The following is a 21,955-nucleotide window of genomic DNA, read 5'->3' on the forward strand; positions in this document are numbered from 1 at the left end:
ACCGGGCTCTGACCTGCGGAAACCGAAGCCTCCGGGCCGTTTTCGCCGGGCCCGTAGAATTGAGGGACTGTGTCCGAGAACCACGCTTCCCCCTCAGCCCCCGCCCCGGCAAGCGCCCCGGCCGCCCCGGTCCCCGCGCAGACCGCGCGCGGCCGCCGTGAGCCGATGTTCCCCGACGGTCCCGCGCCGGACCCGGCGGGCTCGCACCACGAGCGGCGCATCCGCTCGTTCCAGCCGCGCCGCAGCCGGGTCACGCCCGGCCAGGGCGAAGCGCTGCGCCGCCTGTGGCCCAAGTGGGGCCTGGACGTCGACGGCCTGAGCAAGCTGGATCTCGGCGAGCTCTTCGGCGACCCCGCCCTGCCCGTCGTGCTGGAGATCGGCTTCGGCATGGGCGAGGCCACGGCCAAGATGGCGGCGGCCGACCCGGGCACGGGCATCCTGGCCTGCGACGTCCACACCCCCGGCCAGGGCAACCTCCTCGGTCTCGCGGAGCGGAACGGCCTGGAGAACGTCCGGGTCGCCAACGGCGACGCGATCATCCTGCTGCGCGAGATGCTCGCCCCGGACTCGCTCGCGGGTTTGCGCGTCTACTTCCCGGACCCGTGGCCCAAGAAGCGGCACCACAAGCGCCGGCTGATCCAGCCGGAGTTCCTGGCGCTGGCGGCCACGCGCCTGGCCCCGGGCGCGCTGCTGCACTGCGCGACGGACTGGGAGCCGTACGCGGAGCAGATGCTGGAGGTGCTCTCCGCGGCGCCGGACTTCGAGAACACCCAGCCGGACGGCGGCTTCGCGCCGCGGCCGGAGTTCCGTCCGCTGACGCGGTTCGAGGGCCAGGGCCTGGACAAGGGGCACGTGGTCCACGACTTGCTGTTCCGCCGCAAGGCGCACTGACGCGCCCTGCTGGGCCGTGGTGGGGAGAACCGGCCCCGGAATACCGGGGCCGCCCCGTCGCCGCTTGGTTAGGGTCATCGGGTGCATGAGTCCCCACCCCACCAGCAGCCGCCGGCCGGGCCGGTGCCCGCCTCCGGTCAGCAGCCGAACTTCTCCGCCATGCCCGCCCCCGCAGGCTGGCGCTACAAACCGCGCCGCGCCCTGTGGGACAACAAGGCGGTGCGCGCCGGCGCGCTGATCCTGCTCCTGGCCCTGTGCGGCCTGGTCATCCTCGCGCTGGTGCGGGAGCAGACCGGCACGGAGGGGTTCCTGGTGGGGCTCGGCCTCGCCGTGCTGCCCGTTCCGCTGCTGGTCGCGGCGTTCCGCTGGATGGACCGGGTCGAGCCGAAGCCCTGGCGGAACCTGATCTTCGCCTTCTCGTGGGGCGCGTGCGCGGCCACGTTGCTGGCCATCATCGCGAACGGCTACGCCACCGAGTGGCTGCTCAGCTCCGTCGACCTCGCCAAGCGCCCCGAAGCCGACAAGTGGGGGGCGACGTTCATCGCCCCCGTGGTGGAGGAGACCGGCAAGGGGGCCGCGGTGCTGCTGCTCTTCCTCTTCCGCCGCCGGGACTTCAACAACACCGTCGACGGCGTGGTGTTCGCGGGCATCACGGCCACGGGCTTCGCGTTCACCGAGAACATCCTCTACCTGGGCAACGCCTTCGCCAGCGACCAGAGCTTCGGCCACGAGGGGGTGCCGGCGGCCACGGCGGCGACCTTCTTCATGCGCGTCCTGATGTCACCGTTCGCCCACCCGCTCTTCACCACGATGACGGGCCTCGGCTTCGGCATCGCGGCCAGCCTGGCCCCGCGCCGCAAACTGCTCCGCGTCCTCGTGCCCCTGGCGGGCCTGCTCACGGCGATGGTCCTGCACTCCGTCTGGAACGGCTCGGCCAGCCTGTCGCCCCTGGCGTTCCTCGCGGTCTACGCCCTCTTCATGGTGCCGGTCTTCGGCGCCCTGACCTGGCTCGCGATCTGGTCCCGCCAGAACGAGCTGCGCACGATACGCACCTTTCTCCCGGCCTACCAGGCCGCCGGCTGGCTCACCCCGCCCGAGCCGCTCGCCCTCTCCTCGATGCGCGCCCGCGGCATAGCCCGCGACGTGGCCCGCCGCACCGGCGGCCCGGCGGCCGCCCGCACGGTGGCGGAGTACATCTCGTTCGCGACGTCCCTGGCCTTCCTCCGCCAGCGCGCCCACAGGGGCACGGCGGGCCCGGACTTCACAGCCCGCGAACAGGAGCTCCTCCACCACCTCTGGACCCGCAAACACATAGCCCAACCAGCCCTCACCCAAGCCTCAACCACCCTGCCGAGGCCCTACGCTCCACCGCCCGGGCCCTGGGGCTGGCCCCAGGGCCCGGGCCAGTACCGCTGAGACAGCACTGGATCACGCTGGCGGCTTATCGGACCGCCAGCCTCCAGATGGGCACTACCCTCTGAAACGTGCCCGAAGAGATTGAGTGGACGCCCCCGGAAGGCTCCTGGGCCTCATCAGCGGCCCGGCGCCGGAACATGCAGGCGATCCGTAACAAGGACACCAAGCCCGAGCAGCTGATCCGCCGCCTCGTTCATGCCCAAGGCCTCCGCTACCGCCTCCACGCGCGCCCCTTGCCAGACCTTCGCCGCACGGCAGACCTCGTCTTCCGCCCGGCGAAGGTCGCCGTCTTCATCGACGGCTGCTACTGGCACGGCTGCCCGGAGCACTACCTTGCCCCGCGCATGAATGCGGGCTACTGGTCAGACAAGGTCGCCCGCAACATGGCCCGCGACCGCGACACGGACGAACGTCTCGCAGCCGCGGGCTGGCTCGTGCTCCGCTTCTGGGAGCACGAGCCGTCAGACGCCTGCAGCCTCAAGATCGCCGCTACGGTCCGGCGCCGCCGTGCCGAGCTCGGCGCCTCGCCGGGCAGCGGGGAGTAGCTCCTCCGCAAGCGCCGGAGCCTGGCTGCCGTCAGGCCGCAGCACTGCGGCGATGGCCCTTCCCACAGCCTCCGCAACGGGCGGCGGGAAGGCATTGCCGACCTGGCGGTACCGGGCCGTCTTCCCGCCTTCAAAGTGCCAGTGCCGCGGGAACCCCTGGATGATGGCGGCCTGCTCGACCGTGAGCATCGGGCCGTTCTCCCTGAAGAGATCGCGCTCAGGAACACATGCGGCGGGGTCGTTGGCCACACCCATCGCGTCGATACCCAGCGCGGCCCACGCAGCCTTGGCCCGACTGGGCCCGAGATCAGCTCCACCGTGCTTCTTGGAGCCGCCCACAAGCGTCGGCGCCTCGGTGCCACGCTCCCTGGCCTTGCCAAGCCACTTCTCGAAGAGAGCCTGCCCCTCAGCGCCGTAGGGCTCGCATCGCTCGCGCATGGTTTCCTCGAGAGCGTCCGCCACAGTGAAGATCTTGTCGTCGCCCACGGGCCACTCGAACTTCACATCAGCGGTGAACTCCTTGGCGATCATGACAAGAATGGCCCGAGGCCTGAGCTGCGGCACTCCGTAACGACAGGCTTCAATCAGCTCCCAGCCGCAGAAGTCGTAGCCGTACCCCTCCAGCTCTGCGACGATCCGATTGCGGTAGCCCTCGAACTTCGCCTCCAGGATTCCCTTGACGTTCTCGATCATCACCGCCTTCGGGCGGAGCTGATCGACCAGCTCGAGCATCCTCGGGAAGAGATCCCGCTCGTCCTCCTCCCCCAGCTGCTTGCCGGCAACAGAGAACGGCGGGCAGGGCACACCGCCGGCAAGGAGATCCAGCTCCCCCGGTTGCAACCCAAACTTGACGAGCTGATCGTGCGTGAAGGGATCGACGTCCTGCACGTCTCCCTCAACGACCTCACAGCCCGCCCAGTCAGGGTGATCACGCACGTTTGCGCGCAGCGTCCGGCACGCGAACTTGTCGATCTCCAAGAGCGCAAGGTGACGGAAACCGGCGTTGTGCAGGCCAACAGCCTGCCCGCCAGCACCAGCGCAGATCTCAATCGAGGTCAACGGCTGGGGTCCTTCAGTGCCGGCGGTCACGGCGGGCTCCTCCTGGTGCGACGAAAGCAGATGCTCAAGTTTCGCAGAGACAGCGATGAGCAACAGCTATCTCGCTCCAGGAGTCTCCCAGCCTAGGTGTTCGTCACCCCCCTCAGGGCAACGCTCGCGCCTTGCAGCTAGCTCGTGCCGATGTGCTGCAGCAGGGCCGCAATGTCACCTGCCGCAAGGCCAGCTGCCACCGAGGGCTCTTCCTGCAGGTCAGAGAGCTGCTGCACGGAGGGGTCATCGAGGATCTTGCCCATGAACTCCAGCTTCTGGTCGAGGCGCACCTCCACCACCTGATCAATCGTGTTACGCACGGCAAGCACCGTGACCCGTGTCTCAGTACTGGGGTCCAGGCCGAGCCGGTGGATGCGGTCGAGGCTCTGGAGGAACCGGCCGGCCATGAAGTCCCTGTCCACGTAGACAGCGTCGTGACATACGTGGTGCAGGCTGATGCCCTCACCCAGGGTCGCCGGGTTGGAGATCAGCACCATGCAGCTGGGATCCTCCCGGAAGCGCCGGATCTGCTCTTCCCGGTCCGGGGTTCCTCCATAGACAGCCGCCGGCCCGTACGCCTCCAGGAGCTTCTCCAGCGTGGTCAGGCTCCGCACGAAAGTCGTCCACACCAGCGTCTTACGCCCCTGTGCCGCGTTCGCGGCAACGATCGCCACGGCCTCCTGGTACTTGGGGGACAGCTCGTAGTCAGGAAGATCCTGCAGGAGGGTGAACAGCGAGTCGCTCTGCGGAACCTCGAGCGGCGGCAGCTGGTAGGCCAGGGGTTCGTACTGAGTGGCCCCTTCCAGCAGCAGTGCCGGGCTCGTCGCGGCCATGAGCAGGCGAAGTGCCGTCTTGCCCAGCGTGCTGAGATCGTCGCGCGCCCCTCCGTTCATGCCGGTCACCAGAGAGCCGTAGATCTCCGCGTGCAGGCTGGGCATGTCCAGGTAGCGGACACGCACGTCCATCGGAGGCAGCCCGAGCTCCTGTTTGGTGGTCCGGGTGAAGAGCGGCCGCAGCACAGTGCTCGCATGCCGGAGGTCCCCTCCAGCCACCGCCTGCACCACAGACCGCTGGCCGTGCCCCGGCCACACGAAGCCCAGGAGGTTTTCCAGGTCCTTCGACCCGTTGGGCGCAGGTGTACCCGTCAGGATCAGGCGGCGCCGAGCGAGCGGGCCGAGCGCCATGCACGCCGCTCCGTACGTGCCACGCGCCCCCAGCTTCATGCGGTGCGCTTCATCAAGGATGATCATGGAAGGGGCGGCCTGGAGCCACGACGCCAGCATGCCCAGAGAGCGGTCCAGGCGCTCGTAGTTAACGATCAGAACTTCGGCAAACGGGTCAAGCGGACGGTCGGGGAACCACGGACGCAGGGCGTGGACGAAACAAGCCCCGGTTTCGTACTCCCAGGACTCATAGGCGGACTTGGGGCAGACGACAAGCAGTCTGCTCACCTTTCCTTGTGCCTTCTGAGCTGCGTACACCGCAAGGGCTACACGCGTCTTGCCGGCACCCGGGACACTGAAGTTCGCACCGTGCTGGAGCGACAGGAGTTTGGCGATGTCACGCCGCTGGAAGGCGTTCAGCTCGGCCTTCCAGTCCGCCCCGAGCATCCCCGGTACATCGTCCGGCGAGACCTCCGGAGAGTGGTCAGGAGCGTCGAGGCGCTTCTTGACCGTATCGGCGTCCTGGAGAATGCCGAGAACCAGCTCGCGCAGCTCGGGTTCCCATTCGACGCCTGTGTGATGGGGCCAGGAGCTGATGGCGTTCAGCTCCGCGAGCAGGTCGTCGATGTCCACCGACACAGCCAGCGGGCCGAGCTGGCCGCCCGTACGGAAACGGGCAGCCAGCTGAACCAGGTCCTCGCGATAGCCATCGGTGGTGCGCAGGATGACCTTCGTGCGCGACTCGTCGAAGGAGAGGCGCAAGGACGCCTCGGTGGCCGGCTCGGCCATCAGGAAACCTCCACGGCTACGGCATCGGTCAGCCACGAGATGCCATCGCCCGGGTGGGCAAGGCCGCGGCCAGCCTGCTGGGCCAGCTTGCGGAGGCTCTCCCTGAGCTTCAGCACGGCCTCATCGAACGCTTCCTCGTCAAGGGTCCGCGAGGCGCGGGCCTGTACGAGATCCACCACGCACTGGTCAATGTCCGCACACGCATCAGCGAGCCGCGCGGGAGCGAGCTGCTTCCGCTTCCTCACCCGTGCGTCCCTGCCCGCTGAGTCGATCGCCCTGTCGAAAGCGCCCTTCGCCTGGTCGTAGAGGCCCTGCGCAGTACCGTCCTGCGAGCCCAGCAGCTCACCTTCTCCGCTGCGGGCAGCGGCCTTGGCGCGGAGCACCTGGTCATTGAGTGCACGCGCAGCCGTAACGGCCTGGGTGGCGCCAGGAACCGATACCCCCAGACCGGGAACAGCCACCGCCTCCGGCTCGCCTCCGTCCGCAGCCGTCTTCAGGTCTTCCGGGAGCACCTTCCCCAGGTAGTCCTTCTTCAGGAACTCCTCGTCGATATGCCGCACATCCGTCTTGGAGAACCCCAGAAGGATGGCAGCCAGGCGCGTCTCCTTGAGGACCTCTGCCTGGTCCTTGTCCACGGCCGCGAGCTTCTCGTAGCTCCGGTGGAGCTCCTTCAGCTTCTCCTGGTCATCCTCGAAGTCGACGAGCCGGAGCGCGACACCACCACCGCTCCTGCTGCGCTCGATCAGTTCCCGGATCGTGCTCAGGATCCAGCGCTCCTGGTGATACGTCGCAGGGCGGATACGGAAATCCTTGGCGATCGCATCAGGGGTACGACCAAGCGAAGCCTGCTCTTCCATGGCCAGCAAGCGGTTGATGTAGGAGTAGTCGCGGCGGTGGTCCTTCCGGAGCTGGAGAGCCAGCTCAACCGCGTTGATGTCCGCCCAGGTAAAGGACTCCGGCAGGACCCCCACCCGCATGGACTGCGCACCGATCTCACGCAGTGCAGCGGCGCGGGTGTTCCCGTTCACCAGTACGCCGTGATGGGTCACCAGCCCCGGGTCGTTCTGACCGAACTCCTTCAGGCTCTCCTTCAGCTTGTCGAAGTCCGCATCCCGGCGGTCGGGGTTCGCCGGCTCAGCCTGCAGCAGGAACTTCAGGTAGTCCTGGCTCTCGGCGCTCCACGGATCCTTGTCGAGAGCCTCGTCGCGCTCCGGCTTGTGACTGCGCTGCGCACGGATGCGGTGAGTTCCGGGGTTGAAGAAGAGGCCGCTCAGCGGAAGGTCGATCACTTCGACGTGCAGCGGCTGACCGTTCAGGTCAATCGTGACGGATTCCCGGGTCCCGCCTGAGCTCCTCACCTCCTCCAGCCTCTTCTTGATCAGCTCACTGAACTCCTCCGCCCGCGGCGGCGGCACAAACTCTCGCAGCATCATTCCAGCTCCCTCGCTCACTCTTCTTCGCTGGCCACGGCTCGCTTGACGGCCGCCCGCGACCCCTCAGGAAGGGTCCGGAACACGCCCCACAACTTCTCGAGCGCACTCGGCTTACGGCCATCAGCCTCGATCCAGGCGGCAAGCACCTTGCGCTCCAGGGGAGTGAGAGCCTTGACCTGACCGATCAGTTCACCGAGGTTGACCTCACGGTCCCGGCCTCCCACACGGCAGCGGTTGCACTCGGTGACGAGCTGCACCTCCGCAGAACCGTCCTCAAGCACCACCTTCCGCCGGGCGACGTCGAGCTGGGAGTCCTGCCCACCGTCGTAGTACGACTCACCCGCCCCGATGCCGCAGGACCGGCACAGGAAGTTGTCGGCCATCATGACCCTGGTCCGCTGGGCCGCAGTCAGGCTGGACTTCGACTTCAGCGTCTTCGCCTGGCCGGGGACCCAGACCTCGGTCCCCTTCTTCACATACCTCTGCTCCTCCTGCTTGAGGGCAGGGTCCTCACGGCGCGTGTGGATCGTCCAGTCGTGATCCCGGAGGTCACGCATCCGGCGGTCAATCTGCGCCACGTCCGGGAATGCCTCCCGCAACTGCGCCTTGGTGAAGATGTTGCCTTCCCCCACCTCGGTCTCCAGCCACAGGGCCGCACGCACCTTGGTCCCGTACTTTCCGTCCCGCCAAGACGGCAGCGTCATCCAAGAGCTCCGCTCATAGTGTCTGCGACTCCGCTGGCAGCCCTAGAGACCAGCCACCCCCCGGAGTCCGTCTGGACAACCACTTCAGCGCATGATCAATCGAAAATCCAGTGGAAACTCTTGTTGCCTCTGAGTTCGCAACAGACCACTGCTGCACACTTGATGACCACGTACCGGCACGGCAACCGTTGGGGGATGGACGAACTATGCGAAAGCGCCGTCAAGCTGGGGTCGAGCCCGATGGTGGCCTGCCGCCAGGCAAAAAGGCCCTTGTCGAGGGGCTGGCCGAGCTGCATGCGCTACTGGAGCCACCCACCGCTCCGGTCCGGACAGTTGCGGAGCTCCTTTTCAGCCACTGCCAGTACAGCATTGCGCCGAGCACGGTGTACCGCTACCTCAGCGGAAGGCTGCCTGCACCACACCGCTTCATAGAGCGCCTGCATTTCCTGGCCGAGCTGACCTCGGGAGAGAAAGCCGGTTTCAAGCCACTCGCGCACTACCTCGCGTTGCACCAGGCCGCGGAGACGACGGACTGCAGCTCCTGCAGAGTGCTGCGGCAAGAGATCAGCGCGCTGGAAGAGCAGGTCACCGTCCTCAAGGAGGAGCGCGCCCATGCACACTCCGAGACCACTTCACTTCGCCTGACCGTCAAGGATCTGGAGGCCCGCCTGGGGGCCGGCCCGGCCGCCACCTGGGCGGCCAGCGGTCTGTCAGGACACCTGCCGGTCCCCCCGGACCAGGGGGACCGGCAGCGCACCGCATCGGACATTGCCGCCGCCAGGCAACTGGCTCAGAGGGCGGTTGAGCTGCTGGCAGAGGACGAGGCGTCCGCCCTCGCCCTTCTGCAAGGGACTGCGGATGTGCTGACGCCTCTGGAGAGCGCCGCATCGCTGGTCCTGTTGCGGAGGCATCACGACCAGCTGGCTGACGCCTTCATTCAGATCTACGGCCGTGAGCAGTCTGAGCGTGCAGTGATGTCAGTTGCGTTGCAGCTGCATGATTTCGGCATGCCCGGCGATGCCGGCGCTGTTCTGCGAGCAGCTATGAAGTAGCCGATACACAAAGGGCGTTGTCTACGCGGAGCGGCAGCATCGGCGCCCCCGAAGCTCGGGTGCCGCCCCTCTCCACTGTCATGACGCCAGCGCCCCGCCCCCAGGGGCACTGGCCACAGGGGTGGGGCCTGAGCTTCGGGGTTCGGGGGCCGGGATCCGAGCGATCCATACGTGGAATGGTGGTGGGTTCATCCCACCCTCCCACCCAGTCTCGCGCGCGGGTGAGCGCGTGGACGCGTAAGCACACCGAGGTGACTTTCCGCAACCGGGTCGCCACGTATTGCTGTTCCGTGTAGCGTGCGCCACAACAAAGCGACCCCGGTCGGTGCTACCAACACCGGGCCGGGGTCTGACCAACAAGATCAGGAAACGTGATCTCGTGGCTATCGCCAACCTTACCGCTCCGCCCATGGCTGCCCCTGGGTATGGGAAGCGCTCCGCCCCTGAGCAAACCCCCCGTTCCCGGGACGACTTCGCGCACCTGCCCGCCCGCGAAGCCTCCATCGCCGCTCACATCGACCGGCTTCCTGATGGCGCCGCCGTCGACATCAAGACGCTCGCCAGGGAGCTCCCCGCCTACGGGCAGCAGGCCGTCGCCTCTGCGCTCAAGGCGCTGTCCGCAGCCGGCCACCTGCGTCGCGTCCGCGAGGTCGTCGGCGAGGGCCGTACGCAGTGGGTGTCCCGCTCGTACTTCTCGCGGACGGCGCGGGCCGATGCCTGGTGGGAGGCGTTCCTGGCCGACGGCATCACCGGACTGGGCCCTGAACCTGCCAGGGAACCCCAGGAACCGACTCGGAAACAGCAGCGGACCGAGCGCTCGCCCGCGTATATCGCTCTCGCGGCCCTCGGCTGCTCGGATCCCCGCCTGACACTGTCAGCCGCCGAGTGCGCCGCCCTCGAAGACCTCGCCGCGGAATGGTTCGCGCGAGGTGTGGCACCTCTGGAGTTCGCGCGGATCCTCACGACCGGGCTCCCCGACGTCATCCATTGCCCTGGGGCTTTCACTCGCAAGAGGCTCATCCACAGGATGCCGCCGGAGCCCCTGCCCACCGCATCCAGGGAGACACCGCCGCCGGCCCGCTGGATCATGGAGTGCACAAACTGCGGCATCCCGGGCCGCCCCGAAGCGCTTCCTGGCGGCCTGTGCCGCACCTGCCGCGGTGACGGTCCAACGCCTGACACGCCGGACGCGGCCTACGTCCGCAGCCGTGTCTCCCAGCTACGCACGATCGCCAGCACACAGCCCGCCACCCTCCCGGGGAAAGCCGAGCGCGCAACCACGACGGCGCCAAGCTGAGCGAAGCGCCCGCGCAAGCCCCGTGCTTGCGGAAGTGCACCGCGAGGATCTCCCTTGCGCACTGAAGCAGCCGGCCCAGCTCAGCCTTGTCGTAGTCGCTCGATTCAGCAACGCCCCACCTGCCGTGGGACGAAGCCGGTATACCGCCGGCCGGAGGTGAGTACGGCTACTCAGGTCCGTTGAGTGAGCCGGCGCTGCCCGGGAAGGCGTTGCGTGGGGTGGGGTCGGGTTATGGAGACGAAGTCGTTGCCCGATCTTCCCGAGCTGATGCCGAAGAAGCCCAATGGCGCCGGTATGGCGGCGCTGGCGCTGGGTGTGATGGCCGTTGTGGTCGCCTGCACCGTGTGGGGCATTCCCTTTGCCATTCTGCTCGGGCTGGCTGCCGCTGTCTGCGGGGGGATCGGGCGCGCGAAGGTGAAGCGCGGCACGGCGGACGAAGGGGGCGCGGCGCTTGCGGGGCTGATCATCGGCACGATTGTGGCCGTGGCGTGTATCGGGGTGACGGTGTGGTTCATCAACGGGCTGTCCCACATCAACGACAGGCCGGAGGATCTGGTGTCCGGCGGCGACAGGTACGAGACGCCGCTGGGCCCCGGGGGGACGGCGCGTTACCGGGACGGCATGAAGGTCACGGTGGGCAAGGCCCGCCGGGTGCCGAACCTTCCCGGTGACGTCGCCCTTGTGAAGGGTGACATCACCTACGAATTCGCGGTGACGTACGTCAACGACCAGAAGAAGACCCTGCCCCTCGCATCGAACGGAATCCGGAGCGAAGAGAAGGTCCTGCCGGAGAACCGTTTCCCGGCCGGCCCCATGAGCCCCGAGTGGGACCGGCACCACCCCTGGTTCCCCGACGAGCTCGCACCCCACCAGAAGGTGACGGTGATGATGCACATCAACGTCCCGCCGGGCTCCACCAGTCTGGACTTCACCTGCGCACCGACGGACTACCGGGACGAGGCCCACTGGCTGCTTCCGCTCCATGAGCAGTGAGGCGATCACGGCCGCCGGCCGGCATGGGCGAGAGTGACCCGCTCTCCTGCGGCGCCGGCCCATGACGTTAGCTTGGGGGAGGTAGGTGTCCTTTGATGCGGAGGTGCGGGATGGCTCAGGTTCCTACGGCTGTGGTTGCTGCGAGTGGGCTGGTCGGCGGGTACGGCGTGGCCCGGTGGACGAAGAAGCGGCCGCTCGGCGGGGCGGCGCTGGCGCTGGCCGGTGGCGTGGCCGCCCGGCAGTGGGGCGGGAAGGTCGGCGGGCCCAAGGCCGCGGCGCTGACCGGGCTGTACGTGGCCGCGTTCGCCGGATCGCATCCGCTGGCCAAGAAGATCGGGGCCTGGCCTTCCGTCTTCGCCGTCGCCGGTGGGGTGGCCCTGGCCTCCTGGGTCGTGGAGAGCAGGGCCTGACCCGGCCCGGTAAGGGCCTCGGACAGCTCTTCCCGCCCGAGGCCCTGGGCTCACCGCCCGCAGCCGGACGCCCTCGGCGCCGCCCTCACCCTTACGCCGACGCCTCCGTCAGCCGCTTCAGCTCCTCCTGCGTCAGCTTCAGGTCCGCCACCGCCAGCAGCGCCGGCAGCTGCGCCACCGTGCGGGCGCTGGCCAGCGGAGAGGCCACGGTGGGCTGGGCCGCGAGCCAGGCCAGGGCGACCGTTGCGAGCTCGGCGTCGTGGGCCGCGGCGACCTCGTCCAGGGCCGCCAGGACCCGGAGGCCGCGCTCGGACTCCAGGTACTTGCCCGCGGCCCCCGCGCGGGCGCTGTCCACCGCCGCGCCGGGGCGGTACTTGCCGGTGAGGAAGCCCGAGGCCAGGGCCCAGTAGGGGACGGCCGCCAGGCCGTGCTGCGCCGCCACGGACGCCAGGTCGCCCTCGTAGGTGTCGCGGGAGACCAGGTTGTAGTGCGGCTGGATGGCCACGTACTTGGCCAGGCCGGACGCGTCCGAGAACTCCAGGGACTCCTTCAGCCGCTCCGGGGTGATGTTGGACGCCGCGATCTCGCGGACCTTGCCCTCCTTCACCAGCGCGTCGAGGGCGGTGATGAACTCCTCCACCGGCACCGACGGGTCGTCGTAGTGCGTGTAGTAGAGGTCGATGTAGTCCGTGCGGAGACGGCGGAGGGACTCCTCCACGCCCGTCTTGATCACCGATGCCCGCAGGCCGCGCGGTTCCGGGACGCCCGCGCCGACCTTGGTGGCGAGGACGATGTCGGAGCGGTTGCCGCGGGAGGCGAACCAGTTGCCGATGACGGTCTCCGACTCGCCGCCCTCGTTGCCCGGGACCCAGGCCGAGTAGACGTCGGCGGTGTCGATGAAATTGCCGCCCGCCGCCGCGTAGGCGTCGAGGACGGCGAAGGACTCCGTCTCGTCCGCGGTCCACCCGAAGACGTTGCCGCCCAGGGCCAGCGGATGGACGGAAAGATTGCCGATCTTCTTGTGAATGTCAGCCATGTGTTCGTTCAACGTCCTTACTGGGGCTGGTATTCCGCTCTTTCTCCAAGGTCGATGGGTGCCGAGGGCGACAACGCCGCGCCGGTTCCGCTACTTCTACTTCGCCGGCGCCGCCACCGGTTCCGCCCGTTTCTTCGTCGACAGCGGTGCCGCGATCGACTCCAGCGACCGCCCCTCCGCCCGTACCGCCAGGAAAGCCGCCACCAGCCCCGCCCCGCACATCAGCGACGCGCCGATCGAGAAGGCCAGGACGGTATCTCCCACGTTCCCGCTGCTCGTCAGGTCGGCGAAGAGCAGCGGGCCGCTGATGCCGCCCGCCGCCGTACCCAGGGAGTAGAAGAACGCGATGGCCATGGCCCGCGTTTCCATGGGGAAGATCTCGGAGACCGTGAGATAGGCGCTGCTGGCCCCTGCCGAGGCGAAGAACAGCACGACCGCCCAGCAGGCGGTGAGCGTGCCGGCCGTCAGCCGGTCCGTGCCGAAGAGCCAGGCCGTGCCGAAGAGGAGCAGGCCCGACAGCAGATAGGTCGAGGAGATCATCACCCGCCGGCCCACCGTGTCGAAGAGCTTGCCCAGCAGCACCGGCCCCATGAAATTGCCGGCCGCGATGACGACGAAGAAGTACCCCGTGCGGGAGGTGGAGACGTGGAAATACGTCTCCAGGATCGAGCCGAAGCCAAAAGTGATCGCGTTGTAGAGGAACGCCTGCCCGATGAAGAGGGACAGGCCGAGGACCGCCCGCTTCCGGTAGTCGGAGAACACCGTCCGGGCGATGTCGGTGAACGTCACCAGCCCCCGCTGGTGGATCGTGATCTCGCCCTCCGGCTGCGGCAGCGCTACGCCCTTCTCCTGTTCCACACGCTTCTCGATCGACTCCACCAGCGATTCCGCTTCCGCACCCCGCCCGTGGATGAACAGCCAGCGCGGGCTTTCCGGCACCTTCCGCCGTACGAAGAGGATGACCAGTCCCAGGACGACGCCGAGGCCGAAGGTCAGCCGCCATCCCACGTTCGCGGGGAAGACGTCCGTGTCGAGCATCAGGACGGACAGCAGCGAGCCGCCGATCGCTCCGAGCCAGAAACTGCCGTTGATGACCAGGTCGATCCGGCCCCGGAAAGCCGCCGGGATCAGCTCGTCGATGGCGGAGTTGATCGCCGCGTACTCGCCGCCGATCCCGAATCCGGTGAGGAAGCGGAAGGCGAAGAACCACCAGGAGGAAAAGGAGACGGCCGTGAGGGCCGTCGCGCCGAGATAGACCGCGAGCGTGACGAGGAACAGTTTCTTGCGGCCGAAACGGTCGGTGAGCCGCCCGAAGAACAGCGCCCCGGAGCACGCCCCCGCCACGTACAGCGCCGCCGCGATGCCCGTGACCTGCCCCGAGGTGACCGGCAGCCCGCTCCCCTGCTCGGAGAGGCGGCCGGCGATGTTGCCGACCACCGTCACTTCCAGGCCGTCCAGGATCCAGACCGTGCCGAGTCCGATCACCACCGTCCAGTGCCAGCGGGACCACGGCAGCCGGTCCAGCCGCGCCGGTACGGCAGTGGTGATCGTCGTCGCCTCATCCGCGGGGGGCATGCGCTACCGGGTGCCCCGTCCCGTACGGAACATGCCCTGCGCTACGGCTGCAGGCCCCTGCCCCGCAGCCACCCCAGGGGGTCTATCGGCGCGCCCCCGCCCGGCCGGACCTCCAGGTGCAGGTGCGGGCCGGTGACGTTGCCGGTCGCGCCGACCCTGCCGATCGTCTGGCCCGCCGCGACCTTGCCCGACGTGACGACCATGGACGACAGGTGGCAGAACCACAGCTCAGTGCCGTCGTCGAGCTTCAGCACGATGCGGTAGCCGTACGCCCCGGCCCAGCCGGCCTGCGTGATCGTGCCGCTGCCCACCGCCTTCACCGGCGTGCCGGTCGGGGCGGCGAAGTCCTCGCCCGTGTGGTGCGCGGACCACATGTTGCCCGCCTGCCCGAAGCCGGCCGTCAGGGTGTACGAGCCGACAGGGAGGGTGAACAAGCCGGAGTGACGGGCGTGGGCCGGGGCAGGGGCGGGGGCGGGGGCGTGCGCGGGCTTGGCCCAGGCGGGCCTGGTCCTCTTCTCCGGCCGCTGGCTCTTATGGGTCTCCCGGCTCTTATGAGTCCCCTGGACCTTCTGACTCTTGTGGGTCCCCTGGACCTTCTGGCTCTTATGAATCCCCTGGCTCTTATGGCTCCCCTGGGACTTCTGGGGCGTATGAGACCCCTGGGTCTTGTGCGTCTGCTGGTGGTCGGCCTGCTGATGATCGACCTGCTGGTAGTCGGCCTGCTGGTGGTCAGCCTGCTCCAGGAGCCTCGCCCGGAGCGCCTCACCCGCCATCGCCGCGCGCTCCGCCGCCTCCGAAGCGGCCGCCGCGCTCTCCTCGGCGACGGACCGGGCCAAGTCGGCCGGATCCACCGGACCCGCCAAATCCACCGGAGCCGCCAAGTCCGCCGAGTCCACCGCCCCCGCCGCGCTCCCCGCGAAGAACGAGCCCACACCCGGCAACTGCGCCAGGTCGGGCATGGATATGGAGGCCGCGGGACGCTCCTGCGCATGCGCCATGCCACCCGCGCCGACCGCCGCGATGACGCCCGCGCCGAGCACGGCACCGCTGCGGGCCATCGTGCCGCCGCGCTGCTTCACGACGCGGTGGCGCCCGCGGCCCGCGCCGAAAGCGCTGAAGGCGGAGGGTTCGTACGGGGCTGCCGCCTCGGCCGCCGCCCGGCCCTGCGGTTCGTAACCCTGCTTGTAACGCCGCTCGTACGACTCGTACGACCCCTCGTACGCAGCCTCTTCCGCCCGCTCCGCCCACTCTGCCCGCTCCGCCGCCTCCGGCTCGTACGGCGGTGCGTACGCGGGCACCAGCGGCGGGTCGTAGTCCCCGGGCTCGTAGCGGTCAGGCTCGTTGGATGCCACGGAGGCACTCCTTTCCTTCCTTCTCGCCTACCGGGTTAGCTGACGGGTTCGGAGCAGGAAGGTCTCCTACGAGCCGCGTGCGGCCCGATTCACCCCAGGGTGGTGGTTCCCCGGTTCCCAGAACTTGCCGGTGTATCAGGTGGTGCTGTGCCCGCGGGATTCGGCGAAGGCGCACGGTGCACCGCCTCTTGCGGCGGTTGCGACGACCGCGCTCCGTTATCGAACGTTAATAGACGCGCCGGGTGGTTTCCAAGCCGAAAGCCGGAATCCGCCGGGCCGTCCCGACAGGTCTTCACAGGACGTCCGCCCACGGAACCTGTCGATGCTTTCCACGAAATGCTGTTCGATTCGCTCGCCGCGCCGGATCGCCAACAGGGCCATGTCGTCAGCGGCCTGACCGCCCGAATGGCGGGCCACGTCCGCGACCAGGCAGTCCAGCAGCGCCTCGGGGTTCTTGAACTGCCGTCCCGTCAGCCCGGCGCGCGGGTCGTAGAAGGCGCCGTCGGCGTCCCTGGCCTCGGTCACCCCGTCCGTCATCAGCAACAGCGTCGCGCCCGCGGGGAACTCCCGTTCCTCCGCCCGGTCCGGCCACACCCCCAGCTCCCCCAGCCCGAGCGGCAGTGCAGGCACGGCGGGATCGGCGACGCCGACCCTGCCGTCGGCGTGCAGCAGGAGCGGCGGCGGATGGCCGCGGTTCAGCAGGCGGAGTACGGGTTTCCCCGGCGGCAGTTCCACGAGGACGGCCGTGGTGAAGCCCTCGTACTGGTCCAGGTTCCCGCGCCGCCTGCCCTCGCGCTGCAGCGCGCGTTCCAGCCGGCCCGCGAGCCCCTCCAGCGTGGGCTCCTGCTCGGCCGCCTCGCGAAAGGCGCCGATCACGACGGCGACCGCCTCGACCGCGCCGAGGCCCTTGCCGCGGACGTCGCCGACGATGACGCGCACGCCGTGCGGGGTGTCCTGGACCGCGTACAGGTCGCCGCCGATCCGGGCGTCGGCCTGCGCGGCCACGTAGCGCGCGGCCACCCGCAGGCCGCCGATCCGGGACGGGGGCGCGGGCAGGACGGCGCGCTGGGCCGCCTCCGCGATGCCGCGGGCGGAAGCGAGCTGCTGGTCACTGCGACGGGCGATGCGGTTGATGCCCAGGGCGACCAGGGCGACCGTGCCGATGGTGGCGATGGTGGCGATCTCGGACAGCGCCTCACCGGTGCCGGACGGCCGGTGGTAGAGCGCGAGACCGACGGCGACCGCCACCGCGGCCAGGGCGGCCGCGACGGTGGCGCGGAGGGTGTGCAGGGGCGCCGCCACGAGGGGCGCGGCGGAGAGGAAGGGGGCGGACGAGTAGTGCGTGGGCGCCCCCAGGTCGAAGAGGACGCCGCCGGCGATCAGGACGGCCGGGAGCCTGCGGGCCGCACGGCGGGCGGTGTGCGCCGCAGCGCGGCGGACGGCGCGGCTCCGCCACGGGCCGCCGTCACCGCCGCCCGTGCCCCCGCTCGCACCGCCACCGGCCCGTGCAGGGTTCTTCCCTGGCCCGCCTCGCTTCCCCACCGCGCCCTCTCCTGACCGGCCGTCCCGCATGTCACCCCTCCCACCCTTCCGGGCGGGAGGTCATCGGGCGAACGGTGCTGGGCCAACCGGGGAGATCAGTGCGTGAGCGGGGACAGCTCAGCGCGTAAGGGAACCAGGCATCAGTACGTGCCGGAACCGGGCATCAGTGTGTGCGGGAGCCGGGCGTCAGCACGTGCAGGGGCCGGGCCCCCTACGTACGGAAGCCGCGCCTCCGTACGTACGGAAGCCGGGCTTCCGTACGTACGGAAGCCGGGCCTCCGTACGTACGGAGCCGCGCGTCAGGAAGCCGTACGGCGCGAGCCGCCGCCACCGCTGCCGCCGCGGCCGTAACCGCTCCCGCCACCGCTGCCACGGCCGTAACCACCGCGGCCACCGGAACCACCCGCACCGGACGAAGCCCCGGCCGACGCACCGGACGCACCGGAGGACGCCTCGGGACGCACCCGGCCGCGCCCGCCACGGCTGCCCCGCGAGCTACGCGTGCCCCGGGACCCGCGCGACCCGGCAGCGGCCGCGGCCCCGCCGGCAGAGCCCGTACCGGCACCGGAGCCCCCGCCGCCGCTCCGCTTCCGCGGCGTCGCCTGGGCCGGCACCGGCGGCGGGATGACCACGGGCACGCCGCTCGGCGCCTGGGCGCCGGTGATGCGGACGAGCTCCGGGTGCTCCGGGCCGACCGTGACGACGTTCGGGGCGATCTTGGCCGTGACCATCATCCGGCTCATCTCGCGCCGCTGCTCGGGCAGCACCAGCGTGACGACCGTGCCGGACTCGCCGGCGCGCGCCGTGCGGCCGCCGCGGTGCAGGTAGTCCTTGTGGTCCATGGGCGGGTCGACGTTCACGACGAGGTCGAGGCCGTCGATGTGGATGCCGCGCGCGGCGACGTTCGTGGCGATCAGCGCCGTGACCTGCTCCGTACGGAAGAGGTCGAGCGTGCGGTTGCGCTGCGGCTGGCTCTTGCCGCCGTGCAGCGCGGCGGCGCGGACGCCCTCGGAGAGCAGCTTCTTCACCAGCCGGTCGGCGCCGCGCTTGGTGTCCACGAACATGATCACGCGCCCGTTGCGGGCGGCGATCCGCGTGACCGTGTCCTTCTTGTCCGTCTCGGTGACGTGCAGCAGGTGGTGGTCCATCGTGACGACCGCGCCCACCGACGCGTCGACGGAGTGCGTCACCGGGTCGGAGAGGAAGCGGCGGACGAGGCGGTCGACGTTGCGGTCGAGGGTCGCGGAGAACAGCATCCGCTGGCCCTCCGGGTCGACCTGGTCCAGCAGGCGGGTGACCTGCGGCAGGAAGCCCATGTCGGCCATCTGGTCGGCCTCGTCCAGGACGGTGATCCGCACGTCGCCGAGCTTGCAGTCGCCGCGCTGGATCAGGTCGGCGAGGCGGCCCGGGGTGGCGACGAGCACCTCGGCGCCGCGCGCGAGGGTCTGGGCCTGGCGGCCGATGGACATGCCGCCGACGACCGTGGCCAGCCGCAGGTTCACGGCGGTGGCGTACGGGGCGAGCGAGTCGGTGACCTGCTGGGCCAGCTCACGGGTGGGGACGAGGACGAGCGCCAGCGGGCGGCCGGGCTCGGCGCGGCGGCCGGCCGTACGGGCCAGCAGGGCCAGGCCGAACGCGAGGGTCTTGCCGGAGCCCGTGCGGCCGCGGCCGAGGACGTCACGGCCGGTGAGCGAGTTGGGCAGCGTCGCGGCCTGGATGGGGAACGGCTCGGTGACGCCCTCGCGGGTCAGCGTGGAGAGCAGGCCGGCCGGCATGTCCAGGTCGGCGAAGGACTCCACCGGCGGCAGGCCCGGGGTCGTGCTCACCGGGGTCTCGAAGTCGCCCTGGGGGGCGGCGGCGGGCCGGCGGCGGGCCGGCTGGGCGCCGCCACGGCCCTGCTGGGAGCCACGGCCCGGCTGAGCGGACCGGTTCGGCTGGGCGCTGCGGTTCTGCTGGGGACCGCGGGGTGCGCGGGACGGGCGGGCGGAGCGAGTCATACGGGTGGGACCTTCCCTCAATGGGGTTGGCACGCCCGAAAAGGAGACTTCGCATCGCAGGCCGTCCTGGACGGCTGGAATGGAAACAGCCGGAACGGTCGGACGGCGGAAAAGCCTGGGCGCGCTGGTGCGGGACGACGGCCGGTGCGTGGGCGCGCCGGCCGGCGCTGGGGCAGCAATGGGGCCCGCACCCAGTGGTGCGGGCCCCATTGCCTGTGTGCTTCATGCAGAGCCCGGGGCCGCCGTCAGGCGGACCGGGCGGGCATCATCGTCAGGCAGCGACGATGTTCTCGGCCTGCAGGCCCTTCTGGCCCTGCGTGACGTCGAAGGAAACCTTCTGGCCCTCGAACAGCTCACGGAAGCCGTTGGAGGCGATGTTCGAGTAGTGGGCGAAGACGTCGGGGCCGCCGCCGTCCTGCTCGATGAAGCCGAAGCCCTTTTCCGAGTTGAACCACTTCACGGTGCCAGTAGCCATGTCTATCTCCTTAGTGGATGCACCTTTGACAGATGCAACGGGCCCCACACCGGAATAGACCGGCAAAAACAAAAATGCGCCGTCGGTTCACATAACCGTCAGGCGCACACGAGTTCATGGGTACCACAACTGAAACGTCAGTTAAGCGTAGCACACGTCGGCGTCCCCCGTTTCGCCGCCCGCCGACGGTGCCTTCCGGCCCTGCGGCCCCTTACGCCTCCTACAGCTCCACGCCCTGCGCGCGGGCGTGCCGGTCGGCGGCCACCTCGGCCTCCGCCTCGTCCAGATAGACCTCGCAGACCAGACGGCCGTCGGCGGTCATGTTGTGCTCCAGCTCCCAGAGACTGAGCTCACCCCCGCCCTCCAGCAGGAACGCGTGCTCGTAGAAGCGGCACCAGGTGGCGTCGCGCCCCGCGCTCCGGCGCCTCGGCTTGGTGATCAGCGCGATGTGGTGCCCGAGCGCCCCCTGGAGCAGCTCCCGCACCACCTCGCCGGGCGCGTCCTCGTTCTCCGCGCGCCGCAGCAGCCGCCGGGCGTGATCGGGCGAGGCGTCGGCCACGTACTCCCGGCGGGGCTGGGCCGGCCCCATGGCCAGCAGCAGCTCCTCCGCCAGCCAGGCCGGCAGCTCGTCGGCCTCGTTCCGGGGCCCGATGCCGCCGCCGATCCGTTCGTGCACGCGCCGCTCGGCCCGGTCGAGGGCGTCCTCGTCCGCGTAGAGCTCGTAGAGGAAGGCGTCCTCCGGGCCGGTGTCGTGCTCCAGCTCGAACAGCAGCAGGCTGCTGCCGTCGGCCAGCAGGAAGACGTGCCGGTACGCATTGCAGCGCAGCGGGCGGTGCTCGTCATTGCGCTGGCGGTACGAGCGGAGCTCCGCCTGATGCATCAGCGCCGTCCGCAGCCGGGCCAGGACCGGCTCGCCGATCTCGAACCCGTTCTGGGCCCGCTTGAGGAGCGCCGCCACCAGCTCGGCGGGCGTGGTCTCGGCCCCGGTGGGCCCGGCCGGCCCCTGGCCGTGCTCCGTGCGCCCCCTGTGCGCCCTGCACGCCGGGCTGTGATGCCTCCGCTCCCCTCGCTCGCTTCCGCATCCGCTCTCACCGGCTCGCGAGTTCTCCATGCCTCCGACCTCCCGGCCCTCGCCGCGCCCACCCCGCGCACTTACCGTAGCGGCGCGAACACGAGACGGGGGCAGGGTTTCGGGGAACTGGGTGTGCGGAGCCCCGGACACGCGGGGGGCGTTCGGCGGTGGCTCGGGGGGAGGAGCGTGCGCGGCCCGTGCGCCCCCCTGGCCCGAGCCCGGCTCCGGCAGGCGTGCTTCCCCGAAGCAGGAACCCTTCGCTGATCCCTCGCCGCCTCCCGCCAACCTCTCGCCGCCCCTCGCCAACCCTTCGTCCCAGCAGGCGAAGTGGGGGCTCTTGGCGAGGAATTCGGCGATGCCGCCCGGGGACAGTCCGAGGGCGGTCCAGGGGCAGTCCGGGGGCAGTCCGGGAGCCGTGGCGCCGGTGAACTCCCGCCGCCCGGCGCCGCCCGGGGCGGCATCCGCCCCGGACATGCAGAAGCGCCCCGCCCGGTATCCACCGGACGAGGCGCTCTCCCGCAGGTCAGAGGGGATATCTCCGACCCGCGTCAGGTAGGCCGTGTGGGACTCGAACCCACAACCAATGGATTAAAAGTCCACTGCTCTGCCAATTGAGCTAACGGCCCGCACCCCGCAGCATAGCCCGGCCGACCGCGTAATCCAGAGTCGTTATGGCCGATGCGTCGAACGGAGGCGCAACGGAAGCCCGGACGCGACGGGGCCCGTACTGCACCGAAGTGCCGTACGGGCCCCAAATCACCTGCGGTTATCAGCCGTTGCGCTTCCAGCGCGGCTTGTCGTCGCGGCGGCCGAAGGAACCGGTGCCACCCCGGTGGTCGTCGCGGCGGCCGGTCGGGCGGTCGTGGCCGCCGGCGCGGTAGCCGCTCGACGGGCGGTCGTCGCGGCGGTCACGGTTGAACGGACGGTCGCTGCCGCCGGAGCGGAACCCGCCGCCGTGGGACGGGCGGTCGTCGCGGCGGAAGCCACCGGACGGACGGTCATCCCGGCGGAAACCGGCGGAGCGGTTGTCGTCACGACGCTCATCGCGGCGGAAACCACCGGACGGACGGTCATCCCGGCGGAAGCCACCGGAGCGGTTGTCATCACGACGGTCGTCACGACGG

At 69.9% G+C, this 21,955-nt stretch carries 18 protein-coding genes, 1 tRNA gene, 1 pseudogene and 1 riboswitch; of the genes and pseudogenes, 7 read left to right on the forward strand and 13 right to left on the reverse strand.

Going from position 1 to position 21,955, the window contains the following annotated elements; genetic code table 11:
• Positions 1-69 precede the first annotated feature (69 nt).
• The 3 genes from trmB (at position 70) to ACFZCD_RS05010 (ending at position 2,852) form a co-directional block, all read left to right on the forward strand.
• Positions 70-891, forward strand: coding sequence for a tRNA (guanosine(46)-N7)-methyltransferase TrmB (gene trmB, locus ACFZCD_RS05000; protein WP_391828007.1), 822 nt, complete (start codon positions 70-72; stop codon positions 889-891).
• Between the two features lie 81 nt (positions 892-972).
• Positions 973-2,307 (forward strand): PrsW family intramembrane metalloprotease, encoded by a 1,335-nt coding sequence (locus tag ACFZCD_RS05005; protein ID WP_391828009.1) that lies wholly within the window; start codon positions 973-975, stop codon positions 2,305-2,307.
• A gap of 137 nt (positions 2,308-2,444) precedes the next feature.
• A complete protein-coding gene (locus tag ACFZCD_RS05010) occupies positions 2,445-2,852 on the forward strand; it encodes a very short patch repair endonuclease (protein ID WP_391828997.1) in 408 nt (135 codons plus the stop codon).
• Here ACFZCD_RS05010 and ACFZCD_RS05015 read toward each other — a convergent pair.
• From ACFZCD_RS05015 to ACFZCD_RS05030, 4 genes are all read right to left on the reverse strand, one after another.
• Positions 2,769-3,941, reverse strand: a complete 1,173-nt coding sequence (locus ACFZCD_RS05015) for a DNA cytosine methyltransferase (protein ID WP_391828011.1) — start codon at positions 3,939-3,941, stop codon at positions 2,769-2,771. The genes ACFZCD_RS05010 and ACFZCD_RS05015 overlap by 84 nt on opposite strands.
• Before the next feature lie 137 nt (positions 3,942-4,078).
• Positions 4,079-5,893: a DEAD/DEAH box helicase gene (locus ACFZCD_RS05020; RefSeq protein WP_391828013.1), complete on the reverse strand. Its 1,815-nt coding sequence runs from the start codon at positions 5,891-5,893 to the stop codon at positions 4,079-4,081.
• The gene (locus tag ACFZCD_RS05025; RefSeq protein WP_391828015.1) at positions 5,893-7,326 is read right to left on the reverse strand and encodes a hypothetical protein; all 1,434 of its coding nucleotides are present in this window, start codon (positions 7,324-7,326) and stop codon (positions 5,893-5,895) included. The genes ACFZCD_RS05020 and ACFZCD_RS05025 overlap by 1 nt, the downstream gene beginning before the upstream one ends.
• Before the next feature lie 14 nt (positions 7,327-7,340).
• Positions 7,341-8,030: a hypothetical protein gene (locus ACFZCD_RS05030; protein ID WP_391828017.1), complete on the reverse strand. Its 690-nt coding sequence runs from the start codon at positions 8,028-8,030 to the stop codon at positions 7,341-7,343.
• Between the two features lie 206 nt (positions 8,031-8,236).
• On the opposite strand from ACFZCD_RS05030, the gene ACFZCD_RS05035 reads away from it, so the two are divergent.
• From ACFZCD_RS05035 to ACFZCD_RS05050, 4 genes are all read left to right on the forward strand, one after another.
• Positions 8,237-9,082 carry a hypothetical protein gene (locus ACFZCD_RS05035; RefSeq protein ID WP_391828019.1) on the forward strand — a complete coding sequence of 282 codons (846 nt, stop codon included), beginning with the start codon at positions 8,237-8,239 and terminating at the stop codon, positions 9,080-9,082.
• A gap of 409 nt (positions 9,083-9,491) precedes the next feature.
• On the forward strand, positions 9,492-10,379 hold the full coding sequence (locus tag ACFZCD_RS05040) for a hypothetical protein (RefSeq protein ID WP_391828021.1): 888 nt from the start codon (positions 9,492-9,494) through the stop codon (positions 10,377-10,379).
• A gap of 231 nt (positions 10,380-10,610) precedes the next feature.
• A complete protein-coding gene (locus ACFZCD_RS05045) occupies positions 10,611-11,372 on the forward strand; it encodes a DUF4190 domain-containing protein (RefSeq protein ID WP_391828023.1) in 762 nt (253 codons plus the stop codon).
• Between the two features lie 110 nt (positions 11,373-11,482).
• Positions 11,483-11,782 (forward strand): hypothetical protein, encoded by a 300-nt coding sequence (locus tag ACFZCD_RS05050; protein WP_391828025.1) that lies wholly within the window; start codon positions 11,483-11,485, stop codon positions 11,780-11,782.
• 91 nt (positions 11,783-11,873) lie between these two features.
• Here ACFZCD_RS05050 and ACFZCD_RS05055 read toward each other — a convergent pair whose 3' ends face one another.
• The 9 genes and pseudogenes from ACFZCD_RS05055 to ACFZCD_RS05095 all read right to left on the reverse strand — a co-directional run.
• Complete coding sequence (locus ACFZCD_RS05055; RefSeq protein ID WP_391828027.1) at positions 11,874-12,818, reverse strand: aldo/keto reductase; 945 nt, start codon at positions 12,816-12,818, stop codon at positions 11,874-11,876.
• Positions 12,819-12,914: 96 nt separating this feature from the next.
• The gene (locus tag ACFZCD_RS05060; protein WP_391828029.1) at positions 12,915-14,393 is read right to left on the reverse strand and encodes an MFS transporter; all 1,479 of its coding nucleotides are present in this window, start codon (positions 14,391-14,393) and stop codon (positions 12,915-12,917) included.
• Positions 14,394-14,434: 41 nt separating this feature from the next.
• Complete coding sequence (locus tag ACFZCD_RS05065) at positions 14,435-15,745, reverse strand: M23 family metallopeptidase (RefSeq protein ID WP_391828031.1); 1,311 nt, start codon at positions 15,743-15,745, stop codon at positions 14,435-14,437.
• Between the two features lie 9 nt (positions 15,746-15,754).
• A riboswitch (cyclic di-AMP (ydaO/yuaA leader) is annotated at positions 15,755-15,921 on the reverse strand.
• Positions 15,922-15,961: 40 nt separating this feature from the next.
• Entirely contained in the window at positions 15,962-17,317 is a 1,356-nt protein-coding gene (locus ACFZCD_RS05070; RefSeq protein WP_391828033.1) for a PP2C family protein-serine/threonine phosphatase, read from the reverse strand.
• 269 nt (positions 17,318-17,586) lie between these two features.
• Entirely contained in the window at positions 17,587-19,284 is a 1,698-nt protein-coding gene (locus ACFZCD_RS05075) for a DEAD/DEAH box helicase (RefSeq protein WP_391828035.1), read from the reverse strand.
• 271 nt (positions 19,285-19,555) lie between these two features.
• Positions 19,556-19,759, reverse strand: coding sequence for a cold-shock protein (locus tag ACFZCD_RS05080; RefSeq protein WP_030367061.1), 204 nt, complete (start codon positions 19,757-19,759; stop codon positions 19,556-19,558).
• Positions 19,760-19,979: 220 nt separating this feature from the next.
• Complete coding sequence (locus tag ACFZCD_RS05085) at positions 19,980-20,870, reverse strand: DUF6227 family protein (RefSeq protein ID WP_391828037.1); 891 nt, start codon at positions 20,868-20,870, stop codon at positions 19,980-19,982.
• A 514-nt stretch (positions 20,871-21,384) separates the two neighbouring features.
• A tRNA-Lys gene (locus tag ACFZCD_RS05090) sits at positions 21,385-21,457 on the reverse strand.
• 143 nt (positions 21,458-21,600) lie between these two features.
• Positions 21,601-21,955: pseudogene (locus ACFZCD_RS05095) on the reverse strand (RNA helicase); the annotation flags it as partial.

It is taken from the genome of Streptomyces sp. NPDC008001, assembly GCF_042958085.1.
Lineage (GTDB): Bacteria > Actinomycetota > Actinomycetes > Streptomycetales > Streptomycetaceae > Streptomyces.